Origin of the sequence: Alloscardovia venturai (genome assembly GCF_042676605.1) — a bacterium.
GTDB classification, from domain to species: Bacteria; Actinomycetota; Actinomycetes; order Actinomycetales; family Bifidobacteriaceae; genus Alloscardovia; species Alloscardovia venturai.
Map to the genome: position 1 here is coordinate 43934 of NZ_JBHTHQ010000005.1, position 17572 is coordinate 61505.

19 protein-coding genes and 1 pseudogene are annotated in these 17572 nt (G+C 46.9%); 9 read left to right on the forward strand and 11 right to left on the reverse strand.

The features are described from left to right. Positions 1–7 precede the first annotated feature (7 nt). Positions 8–1393 (reverse strand): extracellular solute-binding protein, encoded by a 1386-nt coding sequence (locus tag ACFQY8_RS00360; RefSeq protein WP_377937530.1) that lies wholly within the window; start codon positions 1391–1393, stop codon positions 8–10. Between the two features lie 242 nt (positions 1394–1635). On the opposite strand from ACFQY8_RS00360, the gene ACFQY8_RS00365 reads away from it, so the two are divergent. Then, positions 1636–2646, forward strand: a complete 1011-nt coding sequence (locus ACFQY8_RS00365; protein WP_377937531.1) for a LacI family DNA-binding transcriptional regulator — start codon at positions 1636–1638, stop codon at positions 2644–2646. 320 nt (positions 2647–2966) lie between these two features. On the opposite strand, the pseudogene ACFQY8_RS00370 reads toward ACFQY8_RS00365, so the two are convergent. From ACFQY8_RS00370 to ACFQY8_RS00390, 5 genes and pseudogenes are all read right to left on the reverse strand, one after another. Beyond that, positions 2967–3416 (reverse strand): annotated as a pseudogene (locus ACFQY8_RS00370) (heat shock protein transcriptional repressor HspR); the annotation flags it as partial. A gap of 19 nt (positions 3417–3435) precedes the next feature. Continuing rightward, positions 3436–4470, reverse strand: coding sequence for a DnaJ C-terminal domain-containing protein (locus ACFQY8_RS00375; protein ID WP_377937533.1), 1035 nt, complete (start codon positions 4468–4470; stop codon positions 3436–3438). A 138-nt stretch (positions 4471–4608) separates the two neighbouring features. Beyond that, complete coding sequence (grpE, locus tag ACFQY8_RS00380) at positions 4609–5316, reverse strand: nucleotide exchange factor GrpE (protein WP_377937535.1); 708 nt, start codon at positions 5314–5316, stop codon at positions 4609–4611. A gap of 2 nt (positions 5317–5318) precedes the next feature. Next, on the reverse strand, positions 5319–7178 hold the full coding sequence (gene dnaK / locus ACFQY8_RS00385; RefSeq protein ID WP_377937537.1) for a molecular chaperone DnaK: 1860 nt from the start codon (positions 7176–7178) through the stop codon (positions 5319–5321). A 245-nt stretch (positions 7179–7423) separates the two neighbouring features. Next, positions 7424–8101 (reverse strand): histidine phosphatase family protein, encoded by a 678-nt coding sequence (locus tag ACFQY8_RS00390; protein ID WP_377937538.1) that lies wholly within the window; start codon positions 8099–8101, stop codon positions 7424–7426. Positions 8102–8166: 65 nt separating this feature from the next. On the opposite strand from ACFQY8_RS00390, the gene ACFQY8_RS00395 reads away from it, so the two are divergent. Together ACFQY8_RS00395 and ACFQY8_RS00400 are read left to right on the forward strand one after the other, a co-directional pair. Beyond that, the gene (locus ACFQY8_RS00395; protein ID WP_377937540.1) at positions 8167–8610 is read left to right on the forward strand and encodes a DUF4235 domain-containing protein; all 444 of its coding nucleotides are present in this window, start codon (positions 8167–8169) and stop codon (positions 8608–8610) included. A 112-nt stretch (positions 8611–8722) separates the two neighbouring features. Continuing rightward, positions 8723–9502: a nitroreductase family protein gene (locus ACFQY8_RS00400; RefSeq protein ID WP_377937542.1), complete on the forward strand. Its 780-nt coding sequence runs from the start codon at positions 8723–8725 to the stop codon at positions 9500–9502. A gap of 21 nt (positions 9503–9523) precedes the next feature. On the opposite strand, the gene ACFQY8_RS00405 is transcribed toward ACFQY8_RS00400, so the two are convergent. Continuing rightward, positions 9524–9772, reverse strand: a complete 249-nt coding sequence (locus ACFQY8_RS00405; protein WP_377937544.1) for a hypothetical protein — start codon at positions 9770–9772, stop codon at positions 9524–9526. A 270-nt stretch (positions 9773–10042) separates the two neighbouring features. On the opposite strand from ACFQY8_RS00405, the gene ACFQY8_RS00410 reads away from it, so the two are divergent. From ACFQY8_RS00410 to ACFQY8_RS00435, 6 genes are all read left to right on the forward strand, one after another. Next, positions 10043–10486 carry a glycosyltransferase gene (locus tag ACFQY8_RS00410; protein ID WP_377937546.1) on the forward strand — a complete coding sequence of 148 codons (444 nt, stop codon included), beginning with the start codon at positions 10043–10045 and terminating at the stop codon, positions 10484–10486. After that, positions 10390–10962: a hypothetical protein gene (locus ACFQY8_RS00415; protein WP_377937547.1), complete on the forward strand. Its 573-nt coding sequence runs from the start codon at positions 10390–10392 to the stop codon at positions 10960–10962. Before ACFQY8_RS00410 ends, ACFQY8_RS00415 begins: the two co-directional genes overlap by 97 nt. Before the next feature lie 119 nt (positions 10963–11081). Then, the gene (locus tag ACFQY8_RS00420) at positions 11082–11987 is read left to right on the forward strand and encodes an ArnT family glycosyltransferase (RefSeq protein ID WP_377937549.1); all 906 of its coding nucleotides are present in this window, start codon (positions 11082–11084) and stop codon (positions 11985–11987) included. Beyond that, entirely contained in the window at positions 11894–12604 is a 711-nt protein-coding gene (locus tag ACFQY8_RS00425; RefSeq protein ID WP_377937551.1) for a hypothetical protein, read from the forward strand. The genes ACFQY8_RS00420 and ACFQY8_RS00425 overlap by 94 nt, the downstream gene beginning before the upstream one ends. Positions 12605–12655: 51 nt before the next feature. Further along, positions 12656–13378: a hypothetical protein gene (locus tag ACFQY8_RS00430; protein ID WP_377937552.1), complete on the forward strand. Its 723-nt coding sequence runs from the start codon at positions 12656–12658 to the stop codon at positions 13376–13378. Further along, positions 13375–13926: a hypothetical protein gene (locus tag ACFQY8_RS00435; protein ID WP_377937554.1), complete on the forward strand. Its 552-nt coding sequence runs from the start codon at positions 13375–13377 to the stop codon at positions 13924–13926. Before ACFQY8_RS00430 ends, ACFQY8_RS00435 begins: the two co-directional genes overlap by 4 nt. Before the next feature lie 140 nt (positions 13927–14066). Here the strand turns inward: ACFQY8_RS00435 and ACFQY8_RS00440 are convergent, their stop codons facing one another. The 4 genes from ACFQY8_RS00440 to ACFQY8_RS00455 all read right to left on the reverse strand — a co-directional run. Continuing rightward, entirely contained in the window at positions 14067–14696 is a 630-nt protein-coding gene (locus ACFQY8_RS00440) for an NAD(P)-dependent oxidoreductase (RefSeq protein WP_377937556.1), read from the reverse strand. A 155-nt stretch (positions 14697–14851) separates the two neighbouring features. Continuing rightward, the gene (locus ACFQY8_RS00445) at positions 14852–16051 is read right to left on the reverse strand and encodes an FHA domain-containing protein (protein ID WP_377937558.1); all 1200 of its coding nucleotides are present in this window, start codon (positions 16049–16051) and stop codon (positions 14852–14854) included. A 197-nt stretch (positions 16052–16248) separates the two neighbouring features. Continuing rightward, positions 16249–17151 (reverse strand): hypothetical protein, encoded by a 903-nt coding sequence (locus ACFQY8_RS00450; RefSeq protein ID WP_377937560.1) that lies wholly within the window; start codon positions 17149–17151, stop codon positions 16249–16251. A gap of 10 nt (positions 17152–17161) precedes the next feature. Further along, a partial coding sequence (locus ACFQY8_RS00455; protein ID WP_377937561.1) for a hypothetical protein occupies positions 17162–17572 on the reverse strand: 411 nt, incomplete at its 5' end.

The window sequence follows — 17572 nt, forward strand, 5'->3', positions numbered from 1 at the left end:
GTACAAGTTACTTGTGTTCAGAGAAGAACTCATACTTACTCTCGGTAGATACGAAGGAACTGCCCTTCATATCCTTATCCATTGTCTTTTGCCCGTTCTTGACAGCTTCACTAATGGATTTACCGTTGTTCATCACATCCTCAAAAGCAGTCTGTCCAGAAGATTCAACGGTTGCAGGTGTCGCGCCCGGCCAAATGAGACGATTAACATGGTCTTTAATAGATGCCATAACTGGGTTTTTAAGGATTTCAGGATCATTTTGGATGTTCGCCTTCGCTGGGAACGAGTTTAATCCTGTCACAGCTTGACGTACATAATCGTCATTAGCAAGCAGATATTTGACAAAGTCTTGCGCCACTTTCTGCTGTTGTGCAGACTGATTCTTGTTAATTCCTGGGGTGGATTCGCCGTTATAACGATCATAAGCAAAAGGTGTCTTATTGGCATCAAAGGTTGGCGTTGGGAATACACCGTAATTAATCTTTGGGTACTTTTCCTTCATTGTCCCTTCAAGCCAACCCCATGCGTACACCATCGCCGTCTGGCCTTGCCCGAAGGACTGGGAATAGTCATTGCCGAAGTTTACAGAGCCAATTTTATCCTTCTCATACATATCCTTAAGGAACTGCATGTTCTCACGAGTAACAGCGTTATCATAATTTGCCTTCTTGCCGTCCTTTGTGAAAAGTAATTCACCTTTTTGGTAGTTCAACCCTTGGTAAATTGCAGAATATGCACCGTTATAGTTGAAGCCAGCCTGAGTCATCTTGCTTCCCTGAAACTTTGTCAGCTTCTTTGCAATCTCAATGAATTGATCCCATGTCTTGGGAATGTCATTGTCTGTAAGTCCGGCAGCTTTCCACAAGTCTTTGTTGTAGTAGATATTTCCGGTATTGATGACCGAATCAATATACTTAACTTTTCCCTGAGCATCCTCATGAGCGACAGCAGACGGGTAATCCGCCTCAAGCTGAGCCTTATCCACATCATAGGTAGCAGCATAAGGCTGAACCAAGGAATCATACGAATTATGAATATTAAAAACGGCTGGACCATTCTTACCCTTGAGCTGTAGCGGGAGTTTGGTCCAGTAGTCATCCCACGCAATCTTCTTGATGTTGATCTTTACATTTGGATAAATTTTGCTGTAATCCTTGGAAAGCTTGTAGACAGGGTCTACACCCTCAGGATTCCATGTCCAGTAGTCAAGTGTTATCGGCTTACCACCATTAACCAAATGATTAGGGTCGTACTTGATATTTGTACCAATGACATCAAGACCCTTGTCCTTCTTCGTATCCGTAACACCTTGAGCACCACTTCCGCAAGCTCCAAGCATAGCGAGAATGCCAACGGTTGCAATCGCAGATGTCGCTACTTTCTTCCACTGCATTTTCTCTCCTTACCTCACTGTAAGAACAATATTTTTGCACTTTTAACTATACAACTCTTTTCGTAATAGAGAAATATTTTCAGAAAACTTTCTCAATTCTGCACACAGAATTATGTAAGCGGTTACATTCCAAGCATTTCGTGATACTATGGAGATAAGTCACGGCGTGTCGCACAGATGCAACGCTTAGACAAACCCACAAAACCATTTTTACCCGCGCGAGGGCGCGCACAGGAGCGCATATGAAATCGAGTATAGAAGACGTAGCACAGGCTGCAGGAGTTTCCACAGCGACGGTTTCACGCGTTTTTTCACATCCTGAACGTGTCTCCCCTAGTACTCAGCAACGCGTGCGCAAAGCTGCAGAAAAATTAGACTTCTACATTTCACGTTCGGCAGGTCTACTCAAATCTGGGCGGTCCATGCGCGTGGCACTTCTCGTGGGCTCATCAAAAATCGATTGGTTTACTGGGAGAATTATTGAAGGAATTAATACCGTTTTTCGCGACACTCGCTACGATTTAGTAATTTTTCCTATCTGCAATGTCACACAACGCAAAGAGTTCTTTGAGAACTTACCTCTACGCGGAAACGTCGACGCCGTCATCGTATCGTCTTTTGCCATTAGCGCAGAGGAAATCGAACGGCTTAGCACAGCACACTTGCCTATCATCGGCATTAACATTTCAGACACTACTGGCTTTACCGCTTCTGTCAGCATTGACGACAGAGAGGGGACGTCCATCGGCGTACGCTATCTTGCTCAGCTTGGTCATAAAAATATCGCGTATTGCTATGAAACTTTCGATGAAGGACTCAATTTCAGCTCAGCACAGCGCATTGACGGCTTTAGCGAAGCGTGCGATAACGCAGGCATACGCTCTACCATTATCACCATTAAATCAGATGAAGATGGTTTTAATACTATCTACTCGCAGCTCCTCTCGTCGCGCAATAAGGATGTTACAGCGCTTTTCTTTCATCAAGATTCACTTGCTGTGCCTTTTATCTTCAAAGCTCAGCACATTGGTTTGGCAATACCTGAACACTTATCTGTACTCGGTTATGACAACTCAACTTTCTCTGGTGAAGTTGGGTTAAGCACCATAAAGCAAAAGCCCCTTGATACAGCAATAAAAGCTGCTCAAAAGGCTTTAGCGCTAGTTGATGGCGATATGTCAGCCGCGACTCATGACATTGAACCGGTGCAATTACTCATACGTAGTTCAACGTCACGCGCACGCGCACTCTAAAATTATGCGCCGTAAGCGCATACTCCATAAATCGCGTTTAACGTATTTCAGTATACGTGGCGAGTATCCCCCAAACTAAAGTAGTAGTCATCATTGCCAGTGTCAGCATTGAAGTCACTCTCTTGGTCGGAATCAGTATCATCATCTACCGGCGAGCTTGTAAGCTGCAACACATAAGCCGCAGAAGCCCCACGCGGCAGGAAACGTCCTCGTGCAGGGCGTATCTCTAATTCCTCATGATCATAATCGCGAGTACCTTCGTCCCTTGAATCTGCATGACGCCCCACACGAATGCCCACAGCTCGCGCTGCAGCCTGGGCACGTTCACGATGCGAGCGAAGATTCTCTACGATTTCACCATCCATTCCCGCAGTAAAAATGCTCGAACCTTCCGGACGTCTCAACCGACGAATCTGCCTGCGGAGTTGACGATTCTCCTCCATGAGCTGCAAAATGCGTGATACTCCCGCCAAGTTAATAGACTCATCTTGCACTAAATGCTGTGTCAACATGAGCCTGTCAATATCGCGTAATGCATAACGGCGCGAGCCACCCTCTGTGCGCTGCGGCACCACAAGCCCCAAGCGGTCATATTGCCGAAGAGTTTGTGGATGAATTATCACAAGTTGGGCAGTCTGAGAGACATTAAATACTGGCTCATCAATGCTGAACCCGGATGCATCGGCCCCATCAAGGTCAATGCGTCCTTCTGCGATTGCCTGAGCGCAGGTAATGTACGCCTGCTTGGTCTGTGCATCCATTCGTGTCATACTTCTACCCTACTCGCATCTATCTTTCCGCACGTTTGTTTTCTATTTCAGTACGGAAGTCACCAAAAGCTTCATCCATTGCTTTTATAGCCTTCTTTTGAGCAAGGCTAAGCTTTTCTGGTAATTGGACTTCTAGTCGCAAGACAAGGTCACCGTGCACCTTTGAAGTTTTTACTCCCGCCTTCTTAACTCGCACTTGAGTACCCGTCGTAGAGCCAGCAGGAATCTTCGCGCGGACATCATTACCGTTGAAGTCTTTGACAGTGATAGTAGTGCCCAACGCAGCCTCTGCCACAGTAACTGGCACTGAACGCACAAGGTCGATGCCTTGCATGGAGAAAGTATCATCAGCCTTGACACTAACCTTGACTAGTAAGTCGCCATTCTTGCCACCATACTGGCCAGACTTGCCTTTACCTGGAATGCGTATAGTCTGACCATCGCGTACACCTGCCGGAATTTTTGCCTTAAAGCTCGACCCCGCCACTTTAAGACTTATAGTCGCGCCTTCTACAGCTTTGCGCAAGGACAAGGTCACCTTCGCTGAGCGGTCTTCTCCTCGAACAGGTTCAGGCTGGGCAGCAAATGGATTTGCGTTGGCTCGACGGCGGGGTTGCCCACCAAAATCAGCAGCGCCAGCTGCGCCATGACCTCCGTATGCGCCAGCCTGAGCCATAAGATCGTCGAGGTTGATACCACCAAAATTCATACCAGCAAAACCTGCACCACCTCGAGCGCCCATGTTTCCAAACATGGCGCCGAGCATGTCCTCATAGCCGCCTGCTGTACCTGTCCCTCCCGTGAAACGCGCACCACCTGCACCGAAGGAACGAATGGCATCATACTTTTGACGCGTATCTTTATTACTCAAAACGTCATATGCCTCAGAGATTTCTTTGTATTTCTCCTCAGCTTTCTTATCTCCTGGATTTAAATCTGGGTGATACTTGCGTGAAAGCTTGCGAAAAGCTTTCGAAATTTCTTTATCATCAGCACCTTTGGAGACTCCCAGTACGCCGTAGAAGTCTTTTGTGAGCCAATCTTGTTCAGCCATGATGACTCCTCCTTATCTTCTGGCTGCCGATAATTTTTACGTATCTTTACGTGTATTTGTCTCGTATATATGTATATATGCACGAAGGCGGCTGCTACTACCATGAGGTACAAGCGCCGCCTTCGAGTAGGAGTAAGGTTAATCCTGTGGTACAGCTACGACGACTCGTGCTGCACGGATGATACGGTCTCCTATACGGTATCCGGCTTCTACGACTGTATCCACCTTTTCTTCAGTCACATCTGTATCCGGTTTGCGCAAAATCGCATCATGACGAGTAGGATCAAATGCTTCACCAGCTTCGCCAAACTTTTCTACGCCAAACTTCTCAAAGGTCTTATCAATCTTGGAAGCTACCGCCGCGAAGGAATCGTCCATCTCACTGTTCGCACGAATGCGATCGATGTCATCCAACGCTGGCAAAAGTGCCGTCAGTACATCGACGATGCCATGCTCTCGATGGCGATCTTGCTCTTTTGCCGCACGATTGCGGAAGTTGACGAATGCTGCGCGTTCGCGCTGCAAGGCTTCAAGGTACTCCGCAGCCTCTGCTTTCGCCTTTCCAAGTGGAGTGAGGGTTTCAGCGCCTGTGTCAGTATCTGCCTTAGACTCAGATTCAGCGTAAGCATCATCGGTTCCATCGGTACGCGTAGCACTTGCATCGACATTACCGTCAGACTGCTGAGCCTGAGCGCGAAGCGACGTGCTATGTGCATCTGTATCTGAAGTTGCAGTCTCGCTATCTCCAGTCAACGGCGCGTCTGCTGATTCAGAAACGTTCTCCGCCACCAGTTTCTCAGCATCATCCATACCGTTCATATAGCTCTCGGTATTGAAGTCAGCCATGATTATTCCTTATCGTCGTCTACGACTTCAGCATCTACTACATCGTCGTCGCCACCATTGGAGTTCTGTGCAGAACCAGCCTGCCCAGCAGCACCTTCAGCATTCTGCTGAGAGTAGATGGCTTCGCCGACCTTTTGAGCGGAAGTCATCAAGTCAGACTGAGCTGTCTTGATAGCCTCGATATCGTCTCCCTTCAGAGCCTCCTTCAAAGCATTGACCTTATTCGTTACTTCAGTCGCTACCTCATCGGAGAGCTTGTCCTTGTTGTCAGCGACGAGCTTCTCTGTCTGATATGCGAAGGACTCTGCCTGATTACGAGTCTCAGCTTCTTCACGGCGCTTCTTATCTTCAGCTTCGTGAGATGCAGCTTCCTGAACCATGCGATCGATTTCATCCTTATCAAGACCAGAACCGCCAGAAATAGTTACAGACTGTTCCTTGCCTGTGCCCTTGTCTCGTGCGGAGACATGTACGATACCGTTTGCATCAATATCGAAGGTGACCTCAATCTGTGGAACGCCACGAGGAGCTGGAGCGATGCCATCAAGCTCGAAAGTACCCAATGGCTTGTTGTCACGAGCAAACTCACGCTCACCTTGATACACCTGAATGAGTACGGAAGGCTGATTGTCCTCCGCAGTAGAGAAGACTTCAGAGTGCTTGGTTGGGATAGCAGTATTACGCTCAATCAGCTTGGTCATGATGCCACCCTTAGTCTCAATACCGAGGCTCAATGGCGTGACATCAATCAAGAGAACATCTTTACGATCACCCTTGATGACGCCAGACTGAACTGCCGCACCCACTGCTACTACTTCATCAGGGTTGACAGACTTGTTTGCTTCACGCCCACCAGTCAGTTCCTTTACAAGTTCCTGAACAGCCGGCATACGAGTAGAACCACCAACGAGGACTACATGATCAATCTGAGACACAGAGATACCAGAGTCAGCAAGAACTGCATTGAATGGCTTACGTGTACGATCAAGCAGGTCAGATGTCATCTCTTCGAACTTTGCACGAGTCAAAGTCTCATCGAGATGTACTGGCGTACCATCAGGAGTCATAGCCAAGTACTGCATAGAGATGGATGTAGAGCTTGAAGATGACAGCTCCTTCTTTGCCTGCTCAGCAGCTTCCTTCAAGCGCTGGAGTGCAATCTTGTCCTTGGACAAATCTACACCGTACTTATTCTTCACTTCCGTGACGAGCCAGTCAATGATTGCCTGATCCCAATCATCACCACCGAGGCGATTATCGCCATTAGTCGCCTGGACCTGAATGGTTGCAAAGCCATCCTCTTCGTCCTTGCCAATCTCCAAGAGGGATACATCGAAGGTACCGCCACCAAGGTCGAAGACCAAGATGCGCTCGTCTTCCTTGCCCTTCTCAAGACCATATGCCAATGCTGCTGCAGTTGGCTCATTGATGATACGAAGAACATTCAAACCTGCGATAGTACCAGCATCCTTGGTAGCCTGACGCTGTGCATCATTGAAGTATGCTGGGCAGGTAATAACTGCATCGGTAACAGGCTCACCAAGATAAGCCTCAGCATCACGCTTGAGCTTCATCAAAATCTGTGCGGAAATCTCCTGCGGAGTCCATTCCTTATCGTCAATCTTGACCGTCCAATCGGTACCCATATGACGCTTGACCGAAGAAATAGTGCGATCAACGTTCGTGACTGCCTGACGCTTTGCGACTTCGCCTACAAGAATTTCACCAGACTTGCTGAAAGCTACAACAGATGGTGTGGTACGTGCACCTTCTGCGTTAACAATAACGGTTGGCTGACCACCTTCCAAAGTAGCAATGCAAGAATTTGTGGTACCCAAATCAATACCCACTGCGCGACCCATAATCAGGGCTCCTTTCCTTATCGTCCTATTCAAGCCTTCTAAAGTTGAGCGTCGTATTATCAACTTTCTAAACTTGAGTCTACATCACTCAACTTTTATTTGTCTACTTTTATTCCGGCGATTTGCGAAAAATTTTAGGGAAAACTTATACGGCGCAAAATCAAATAATAAAAGGTGCAACAGCATCGTTACGCCTTGCTACAAAAGAGAAACATCTGTAAAGCTCTTACGCTATATTTCTAAAATTATTGATTCCACCCCGCGATAACTTTATCATCACGATACATGCTTAAAATACTAAAATGAGCAGTATCAAGCACGAACATTCGAGCACAATGAGGATCGAGACCAAGCCACTGAGTAGTTAGTATTCGCAGGATATGCGCGTGCGCTACACACACTACATCCTCACCAGCCATGATGTATGGAAGAGCTTTATCTATCACGCGACGTGTGCGAGCCGCCGCCTCTTCGACAGATTCACCTTTACCATTGATGATTTCGATATCACCATAATTTTCAAAGTACTCACTGCGCGTGCCCCACAAAGACTCAGGGAGCTCATGTGGGCCAGTTTCCCACACGTTCCACGTGGAGATGCCAAGCACTTCGGCCACTTGAGCGCGTGTACGCCCCTCTGCCCCACCGTAATCCCATTCGGCTAATTCGTCGAGAGTCGTTACTTGACTAAAACCGGCAATCTGCGCCGTGCGCTGAGCTCTACGCAAAGGAGATACGAAAACATGAGATTTATCGCAACTGCGCGGATCGATTCCGTATCCACGCAAACGCTGTCCAGCAGCTACAGCCTGTTCCTCCCCCTCAGCAGTGAGTGGGATATTCGTACGCCCTGTGTACTGTCCAGACACACTCCACACTGTCTGTCCGTGGCGCAGTAAGATGAGTCGTCCTTGATTATTCATAGTTTCATGGTAACAAAGAAATTTGAATAAAACTTGAAGTAGATTGAATATGCGATAATGAGAACATGAGTGAAAGTTTTGATGTGCAGCATACTCTTGAGCAACTCCACACGGTCGACGAGAAGGTCAATTCTATGCGTTCTCAGATAAAGAATGATCCTGATGATATCTTTGACAAACTTCTCAAACTCACTCTGCCTGCTCTCGCCGGTCTTGTCATAGGAAAACTTTCTGAAGTCGCATGGAAGCAAGGAAAACGGCGCGTACTTGGAGCAAAAGCTGTCGATGCTGATGGAAAAGATAAAGCAGACGGCGTCGTAGCTTCCATGATTTTTGCTGCCGCGTCCGCCGCTATCAGTTCTCTCGTCAGCACACTTTCCACTCGCGGTTCACAAAAAATTGTGGACGTACGTCACACGCACCACAAGAAGGCCCACAATACTTACAGAGACTCGCATGCTGCAATTCACACTAAAATTCGCGCTAAAAACGGCAAGCACAGGCAATAATCCCTGTCGCCTCTACAAGGTTCTATACGGGAATTTCACACAATTCACCTTCGATGTCGCACTATGACATCTCCATATCACAACAATGCAAGGCAGACTATCATTGTGAAGTATGACTATCATTCACAATGACACCATCGATACTCTGCTCAATCGTAGAACTATTCGTGCCTGGAGCGAGTGCGAAGTCTCACACGATGTCATTGACACGCTTGAGGCCGCAGCTCAGCGTGCTGCCACGTCACAATATTTCAACGCATGGTCTGCCATTCGCGTCACAGACGAGAAGATTGCGCTCAAACTTGCAGAAATTGGCAATCAACCTTACATAGCTCAAGCACCATTACTTTACGTTTTTATCATCGACGACCATAGAAATCTGCGCATTGCTCGTGAAGCTGGCGTTCCTGAGGATGAGATTACGCTAGATTCTGATTACACCTTCACCCAGGGTCAGAACGATGCCGTTCTTGCACTTCACGCTATGGAAACGGCAGCAGAGTCCCTCGGTCTCGGTTGTGTCATCCTTGGATCTATTCTCAATAATTCTCAAGCAGTCATCGACACCCTCCACTTGCCTGAACTCACGTTCCCCGTGCTTGGTCTGGCACTCGGGTATCCTGCCGTGGAGCCACAACTCAAGCCTCGCATGGCAAGAGAATTACAAATATTTGACAATACCTACCCTGCAGATAACGAGCATCCAAGTATGACAGACGCTCTCGCAGATTTCGACGCTGAAGTAGTCACGTATTACGATACTCGCGATATGTCCCATCCTGTCCGACCATTCACTGAGCAGGTCTCCTCTATGGCGAACGACCGCAATCGTCTCCAACGCGCTTTCGGCAAACCTGCACGTAGACAGGGATTCACTGGACGGTCATTCTAATGAATTTCTCAAACGAGAAAACTAGTGATTGCGTGGCTTGAAACCTTTCTTTCGAGAAAGAATAGGCTTACCGCCCCATGAGTTTCTCCCCTGAGGACTCGACCGACGAAGCCCATGAAGAGATTCTTTCATAGGCGCTCGGCTCGTGAGATGCCACGTATGACAGCTATCGCACACATATACCCATAACTGCACTCCCCTATCAATGTAGCTTCGACGAGCAGCTTCTTGCGCCTGCTCTTTATGCGCATACATGATTTTATTTGTCATTGAGCAACGTTTTGGAGTGAAGTTATACATAGGTATTCATGGTAGACGCTTCATATAACATCTCCATCTCAGCTTTTGCTCTATACCATTTATATGCACACACTCGTGATGCAGCAACAGTTCCTTATCCTCACTGTCAGCGCATTATCAGAAAACTCTCGGCAAAGCTCAACGTGAACCGAAGTTTGTTCCAAGCACTCTGTCGTTTGATAGATATCACACGAAACATCGCACATGATGGGCGCGTGTATTACATGAAAGGAGCACATAATGGTTGAACATTTGAGCATTCATGATTACTTCTCACACATTACAGACACCATTGGCTCTGTCGACACTGTCGATGTTGAATTTGTCATTCCTATCTATAACGAAGAGCGCGATCTCGCCCATGCCGTCACGGCAGTGTACGGTTTTCTCTCCGGCGAGCGCGATAGTGCGGGAACTACAGTTCACGAGACACATAAAGCAGATTTCACATGGCGTATCGTCATCACCGATAACGCTAGTACAGACTCTACATGGGACATTGCATGCACTCTCGCACAAAAGTTTCCACACAGAGTGCGCGCAATTCGCGTAGATAGAAAAGGGCGTGGATTTGCGTTAAAAACTGCATGGCTCAGCTCCAATGCACAGCATACATGGATGTTGATTTATCGACAAGCCTTGACCACATTGACAATCTTGTACATCCTATCCTCACTGGCGTAAGCGATATCGCAATTGGTTCACGGCTTATGAAAAGCTCAGCGACTACGCGATCATTCAAACGCGAATTTATTTCACGAACGTACAATGCACTTCTTCACATGTATTCTGGCGCGCAGTTTTCAGATGCACAATGCGGATTTAAAGCGATACGAGCGAATACCTTTCACGCTCTTGTGCCGCAACTTTATGACAATGAATGGTTCTTCGACACTGAGATGCTCCTCCTTGCCCAATATCGAGGCTATCGCCTCACACAGGTTCCCGTGCATTGGGTGGAAGATCAGTCGTCAAGCGTTCATATCACTGATACTATCCTCAAGGATTTAAAAGGAATGCACCGCATGCGTCGCACCCGTAAAAAATATACATGCGACAGAACTTACCTTCCCCACCTTAAACAGCAAGTCGACGCACTTGAAACACAGCGGGATTCTAGTCTGAGAGGAAGTCTCGTCCCCATAGCACTTCTCGCTTAGCTTGGCATGTAAGACCGTGAACACATCACAACACATCACAACACATCACGAAGCACTACACGAACCGATTTGTGCTTCCCTCTCGTAAGGCACGCGACTGGATAGCACTAGCAGCTCTCATGGCTGCATCAGTTGCAGTATTTTTCATCAACCTCACAGCGTCAGGATATGCAAATGAGTTCTATTCTGCTGCAGCGCAAGCAGGCTCTCGCAACTGGTGGGCATTCCTTTGGGGATCTTCCGACTCCGGGAATGCTATTACAGTCGATAAACCGCCTGCGTCTATCTGGCTTATGGCATTATCCATACGCATATTTGGGTTAAGTTCTTTTGCGATTCTCCTACCGCAAGCTTTGCTTGGAGTAGCGACCACATATGCGATATATTCTCTCACACGCCGTTACTGGGGAAATTGGACAGGCATCCTGGCTGGCGCCCTCTTTATCACCACGCCCGTAGCCGCGCTCATGTTCCGATTTAATAACCCCGATGCGCTTCTCATCTTCCTTGAAGTTATGGCATGCTATGCCGCTATGCGAGCACTGGAGTATGACACCACACGGCAGGGGAATAGGAAACGAACAGGATGGATGGCACTCGCAGGAGTAGCAGTAGGGTTTGGTTTCCTTACGAAGCAGTTGCAGGTCATGCTCATCCTCCCCGGCATTGCGCTTGCTTTCCTCATCGCCTCCCCAACGAAGTTCTGGCGCAGAGTTATGGACGGGCTCACAGCACTCCTAGCTATGATACTATCTGCGGGATGGTGGGTACTTCTTACCGTTATCGTTCCCGCCGACAAGCGTCCTTATATCGGTGGCTCACAGAATAACTCTTTCCTCGAACTCACATTTGGATATAACGGGCTCGGTCGTATAACCGGCGACGAAACTGGATCGGTCGTGCCTGGAGGTTCAAAGTCCCAAGGCGGCATGTGGGAGAAACTGGCTGGACACGACTACTCGGCTCCGATTTCAATAGCCAAATCACATGGCTTGCGCTCGCCACCCTCGTGGGGCTTATCGTAGCACTCTGTGTCGCTGGATGGAAAAATCGTCAAGACATTCGTCGCGCAGTAGCTATCATTTTCGGCGGTTGGCTCATCGTAACGTGGCTCGTCTTTAGTTTCATGTCTGGTATCTTCCACGCATACTACACAGTAGCCCTCTCTCCTGCCATCGCTATCTTGGCAGCAATTGCAGAAACGCTGTTATGGTCTCGGCGCAAGACCTCATGGGCACCGTTCGTCGGTGGTTTTACTACCCTGACCACATCCCTATGGGCATATAGTCTCGTCTCTACCGCATCAGGCTATAGAGCTCTTGCCATAGTTATCACTATCATGGGCGCCATTGCCACCATTATCATGGTTGGGTTTGGTATACAACATATGGTCAGTGTTCCACGTGAAACATCTATGTCCAAGTTCCTTGCATATCTTGCGGTTTTACTTGCAGCTACTGCCATGATTTCAGGGCCAGTTGCATGGACAGCAGCAACCGTTGCTACCGGACATCAAGGCTCTATCGTCAGTGCCGGGCCAAACAGCAGCTCACAGCCAGGCGGAATGGGTGGAGCAGGCGTAAGCCCAGGTCTAGAAGGCAATGGAAAAGCTACATCGAACTCCGTATTTCCCAACGCTTAATTTCAAGCTAAAAATTTAATTTCTCATTACAACTCACATGAAGGATTTATCATGACAACTACCACTAATTCCAACTCTTACTCTGAATTCAACTCTAGCCAAGCACATGACGTGCAGACAGAAATGTCACACAATCATGGGGTCGAGCAACGTAACACAGTAGCAGATAACACTCAAACTCAGGCGTTTCAGGATTTTGGGTTCTCCTCCAACCCGCAAGAAACGTTCACTTCTCAAGTGCCGCCCATACAGTCAGCTGATATACCACAGTACACACCGGTGTCTCCACAAACTCAAGCGTCAGCTATGCCCGTCAGTACTTCTGGGACTTCCCAACCATCTGCGACGGCTGATTTAAGCAAGAGCCAACGCAAAAAGACAATTATGAGTGTGGCAGCTGGATTCATCGGCGCAGCAATTCTTATCACTCCTACGACGTGGATGATTGCCTCTCAGTCAGCTCACAATTCCAATTCACTGTCCTCACAAAATTTCCAAGGCGGACCGAGCATGGGGAGCATGAACGGTCAGAATAATTCGAACAGCATGAATGGCGCTCCAAATAGCTCGAACAATTCAAATAATTCAAACAACAACTCAAATGGCTCAAATGGCGGTCAGATGGGACAAATGGGACAGCCAGGACAGCGAGGTAACTCTGACTCGGACAGCTCTAACGATATTCCAACTCAAGCGACTCGAGTAACTCGAACTCGAACAGTTCAAACTCGAATTCTGACAACTCTTCGTCACAGAGCTAGGACTTTCTTATGAAGAAGCAAATTACATCTTCTAACGTAGCACCTGAATCACATAAAGCTACGAATAAATCTCAGTCGATGGTACGCAAAGTGGCTATTGGTTTCCTTGCAGCTACCATCATTCTCACCCCTACGGTATGGAGTATCTCATACGCTACAGCTACTTCAGCATCTCACGCGAGCGGCGGGATGAGCAATGGCTTTACAGGAGGCAGCGGAGCGTCAAGTAACTTAGAGCTCATTTCTCTACTGAAAAAGAACGCCTCCTCCTACCGATGGGTTGCTGCCACGACAGGATCACAAAATGCTGCTTCCTATCAGTTAGCCACTGAAGTCCCTGTGATGGCAATAGGTGGGTTCAACAGATCCGACAATTATCCAACTCTTACTCAGTTTAAGAAGTATGTCTCTGAAGGGCTCATCCACTACTACATCGCAGGCGGAGGCATGGGAGGACAACAAAATGGCGGTTCCTCAGCAACTTCTCAAATCTCAAACTGGGTATCTGAAAACTATACTGCCCGCACAGTAGGAGGGGTTACTATTTACGACCTAACTTAAGTCGCAGCTTAGTACATCAAATCCACAGAGCAAACCGCGACAAATCACCACACGATGAGGGGAGTCTCACAGACTATGTCTGTGAGACTCCCCTCATGCATGATTTCATACCAGCTACATAAACATCTATTCAGGACTCATTACTTATGTAAGAACGAAATACGCTGCTTACTATATTTTTCACTCTCCAGCACATCGAGTAGAGCATAGGCAAAATCTTTATAGGAGATGTAGCTTTTACCCTCTGCATTATGTGTCAGCACGTCACCTGCTACCTGATACTCACCAGTAAATTCTCCCTCAAAGTCGAAGAATGCTGCTGGGCTGACGAAAATCCAATCTACATCGTCGCGCTCACGTTGCGCATAGAGCTGCTCCGCCTGAGCTAGCGCCGTAAACTTCCATTCATCAAGGAACTCTGGAGTATCAACTAAGCGAGTAGTCTGAGCTTCATCTACATAAAGACTCCCAGCCCCTCCGACGGTGTAGAACTTCGTCTTACTTCCCGAAAGAATGTCACTTATATGATTATTTACACGCACAGCTTCATCTTGAGCAGACTCTGGCGTAATGCCATAAGCACTAACGAGAGCATCAAAGCCCTTAACATCTTCGGTTGTGATATCAAAAATGTCTTTTTGTATAAAGTGCTGTGATTGGGTTTTGTTCATCGACCGTGCAAATGCCGTGACCTCATGTCCGCGCTTAATAGCTTCTGCTACGATTAGTTGCCCCAATTTACCGTTTGCTGCTACGACTGCAATTTTCATGTCTGCACCTTTCTCACTCTCATTTTGAGAGCTTTAATATTAAGTAAATCATGAAAATCGTAAAATACAATAAATTCAGCCCACGGGAGAATCCACACCATCTCAAGTAGTACACGCGGCAGTCAGCAGCGAGAACTCTATCTCGTTACGCCCACTCAGAGTTTTCGCTGCAGCACAAACTCTTCCTGCGCAAGACGCAGAATGATTGTACCCTGCACATGCAGTGGTTGCTGTGGAGTAAGCTGCACCCCATTGACGAACGTCCCATTACGTGAGCCCATATCCGTGATGTCAAAACCGTCTGAAGTAACTTCTACCAAAGCATGTATGCGGCTGATATCTGAATTTCCCGGCACATGAATCACACTACGCGCAGACCGTCCAACGGTCGCCTGCCGCGTCGCTACAGTACGGACGCTTCCGTCGCTTAATCGCGTAAGACTGATAATTGCATCGCTCGACGAACCTGTGCCATAAGACCCCATTGAAGGCGAATGCGTTTGCTGCTGTGACTGCTCATGTGGTACAAGAATCGTTTCAGTCCCACGAAGCTCCTGCTGAGATGACTGAGAAAACTCCGATACATCATACGCTTCCTTCGGTTCGTCCGACACCTCTGGAATCTCAGGTTGCCAGGGCATATCTTCATGCGAGGTATTCTTATCTTCTAGCACGTCACCCTTAAAAAGAGGAACCCCATTGAGTGAAGATGCAAGCACAGTTTCACCATCGAGTGGAATCAAGTCATCAGCTTTAATTTCCACACCCCTATCTTGAGAGACTGCAATTGGTGGAAACTGCTCTAAAACCTGCTGAACCGTTGCCACATCATATGCAGACTCGGTTATCGCAAAATCTGCAAAATACTGCAGAACAGTTTTATCACGTTCAGACGCGACCAGTATGTGAGGGTGAAGCGCAAGATTATGAAGGAACTCAATCGGACTGCTGCGATAATTTTTCTGCCGAGCAGGAACAAAAATAAATTGCCACGTCCCTGCCGTAGGATCCACATAGACATGAGATAAATCCCATAATACATATGACGCATCTAGATTTTTAGTTTGCACGAAAGAAAATATCTCCGACAGCAGCAGCACGAGGCTTGTAAAATTAACGGTCAGAGGATGCTCCTTGAGATACTCCTCAAGCGAGACACAACGCGATGAATCATAGTAGAATCGCGCTGACTTTCGTAACACTTCACATCGCATTGGAAGGAAATATTCGGGATGATGATTTACGACATTCATCCCCCGCATGAGCTGTACCTCATCTACCACATCATCGCGGGATGTACGAGCCTCAACGAACGAAATTCCTCGTGAGTTATTGTGTCTTACCTTATAACGCATAACGTGTCAAGTTTAACGCAAACTAGCACCATACATCTGGTAGGCTAGAGCACATGAAATTCTGGAAATTCATTACGAATAACGCGCTGACAGTCATCACATTTATCATATGCATCGTATTGAGCATTCGTTTTGCTGTAATTACACCAAATCGTCTGTACATGTGGATCTGGATTGTCATCACTGTCATTAACGCTTTAACGCTCGTTTTGAGATGGATAGCTGCTCGCAAAAAATGAAGCAGATGATTCAATATCAGATAAAGTTTGTACCGTTGAATGAATTTTGACAATCATTGAAGTAATTTGCTTCACTTCGTCAGTATCGTTTTCAATCTTCGCTACTAATGTTTCGAGAGCTATATGATACTTCCCCTCACTTTCAATGATGAATGCTTTTATATACTTTATCGACCGATTAATTAACGATACAAAGTCTTGTACATATTTATATCGGTCTTTGCTATAGCCTGTCTTGAGTACTGCGATGACTGAATCGTATATATAATCAACCTTGAACGAATCGATATAGATAGCTGTATCATAATCATCAACTACTGTAAACAAAAGATCATCGTCATTCATAACGAACGAAAAGCCACTCTCATCCAGCTTTTCTCCAATCCCAAAAAGATGATTAGCCGAGTCATAGTCATCAAGCACAAGCAAACTCTCTGCACTTGAGCTAGTATCTGTCACACCATTACCAAGCTTGGCAACGGTTATAGACAACCACTCAAAATATACCTTCATCATACGTAGAGACGAAAGTACGAAAGCCCACAAAGCATCTTCGGACTCTGTAGCCCTTGGAACTTCTAGTGATGCATAGAAGTGTAAATTCAGGCGCTCATCAACGTCATATTCATCCGTAAAAGCTTTCAGTATGCGATTATCCCTGTTCCACGCATTAACCACTTCTGTCGCAAGAAGGTGCTCGCTCATGGGAAAATACTTCTCCCACGCTCCAGTAATAGTCATGGAATGTTCCTCAAGCCGTATCGCAACTTGTGAAGATTCCAGTGGCAAGACAAGCATGTCCTCAGCAACACGATACTCTCGACCCTCAGCTTCGCATAAAGCAATAAAACGAGACAGCATTGGAAAATCCTTAGTTTTCGTCTTTCCGGTCAGCGCCGTGACCTATCGCCGCGATAATAACGAATAACTCAATCATTAACGTACCCGCAAAGAACCACTCATACTCCGAACTAACATCACCATCATCACTCAGGTCTTGAATAACGCACAAATCCTTATCCAAAGAAAAAACACCAAAAACAATAAGAACAAGCGAAACAATCAAACCCCAAACACTAGCCTTCCCCATAAAAATAGCAATCAAACAAAGCGGGACAATCACAGCAGAAACAACACCCATGACCTTAAACAAGGAATAGAAATCAACATAATCAACCTTGTCCAGCAAAATAATCAAAAGAAAAGCGCATAAAGAAACAGCCGCAACAATAGGCGCCATAATCAAAGTTGACTCCTGCACCCAACCACCGAACAGAATACC

Coding starts and splice junctions, on each gene's coding strand:
- ACFQY8_RS00435 (WP_377937554.1), top strand. CDS start 13,375: ATGAAGAAGCAAATTACATCTTCTAACGTAGCACCTGAATCACATAAA.
- ACFQY8_RS00445 (WP_377937558.1), bottom strand. CDS start 16,051: ATGCGTTATAAGGTAAGACACAATAACTCACGAGGAATTTCGTTCGTT.
- ACFQY8_RS00430 (WP_377937552.1), top strand. CDS start 12,656: ATGACAACTACCACTAATTCCAACTCTTACTCTGAATTCAACTCTAGC.
- ACFQY8_RS00410 (WP_377937546.1), top strand. CDS start 10,043: ATGGTTGAACATTTGAGCATTCATGATTACTTCTCACACATTACAGAC.
- ACFQY8_RS00420 (WP_377937549.1), top strand. CDS start 11,082: ATGGCTGCATCAGTTGCAGTATTTTTCATCAACCTCACAGCGTCAGGA.
- ACFQY8_RS00395 (WP_377937540.1), top strand. CDS start 8,167: ATGAGTGAAAGTTTTGATGTGCAGCATACTCTTGAGCAACTCCACACG.
- ACFQY8_RS00375 (WP_377937533.1), bottom strand. CDS start 4,470: ATGGCTGAACAAGATTGGCTCACAAAAGACTTCTACGGCGTACTGGGA.
- dnaK (WP_377937537.1), bottom strand. CDS start 7,178: ATGGGTCGCGCAGTGGGTATTGATTTGGGTACCACAAATTCTTGCATT.
- ACFQY8_RS00360 (WP_377937530.1), bottom strand. CDS start 1,393: ATGCAGTGGAAGAAAGTAGCGACATCTGCGATTGCAACCGTTGGCATT.
- ACFQY8_RS00405 (WP_377937544.1), bottom strand. CDS start 9,772: ATGACAAATAAAATCATGTATGCGCATAAAGAGCAGGCGCAAGAAGCT.
- ACFQY8_RS00400 (WP_377937542.1), top strand. CDS start 8,723: ATGACTATCATTCACAATGACACCATCGATACTCTGCTCAATCGTAGA.
- ACFQY8_RS00415 (WP_377937547.1), top strand. CDS start 10,390: ATGGCTCAGCTCCAATGCACAGCATACATGGATGTTGATTTATCGACA.
- ACFQY8_RS00440 (WP_377937556.1), bottom strand. CDS start 14,696: ATGAAAATTGCAGTCGTAGCAGCAAACGGTAAATTGGGGCAACTAATC.
- ACFQY8_RS00390 (WP_377937538.1), bottom strand. CDS start 8,101: ATGAATAATCAAGGACGACTCATCTTACTGCGCCACGGACAGACAGTG.
- ACFQY8_RS00365 (WP_377937531.1), top strand. CDS start 1,636: ATGAAATCGAGTATAGAAGACGTAGCACAGGCTGCAGGAGTTTCCACA.
- ACFQY8_RS00450 (WP_377937560.1), bottom strand. CDS start 17,151: ATGCTGTCTCGTTTTATTGCTTTATGCGAAGCTGAGGGTCGAGAGTAT.
- grpE (WP_377937535.1), bottom strand. CDS start 5,316: ATGGCTGACTTCAATACCGAGAGCTATATGAACGGTATGGATGATGCT.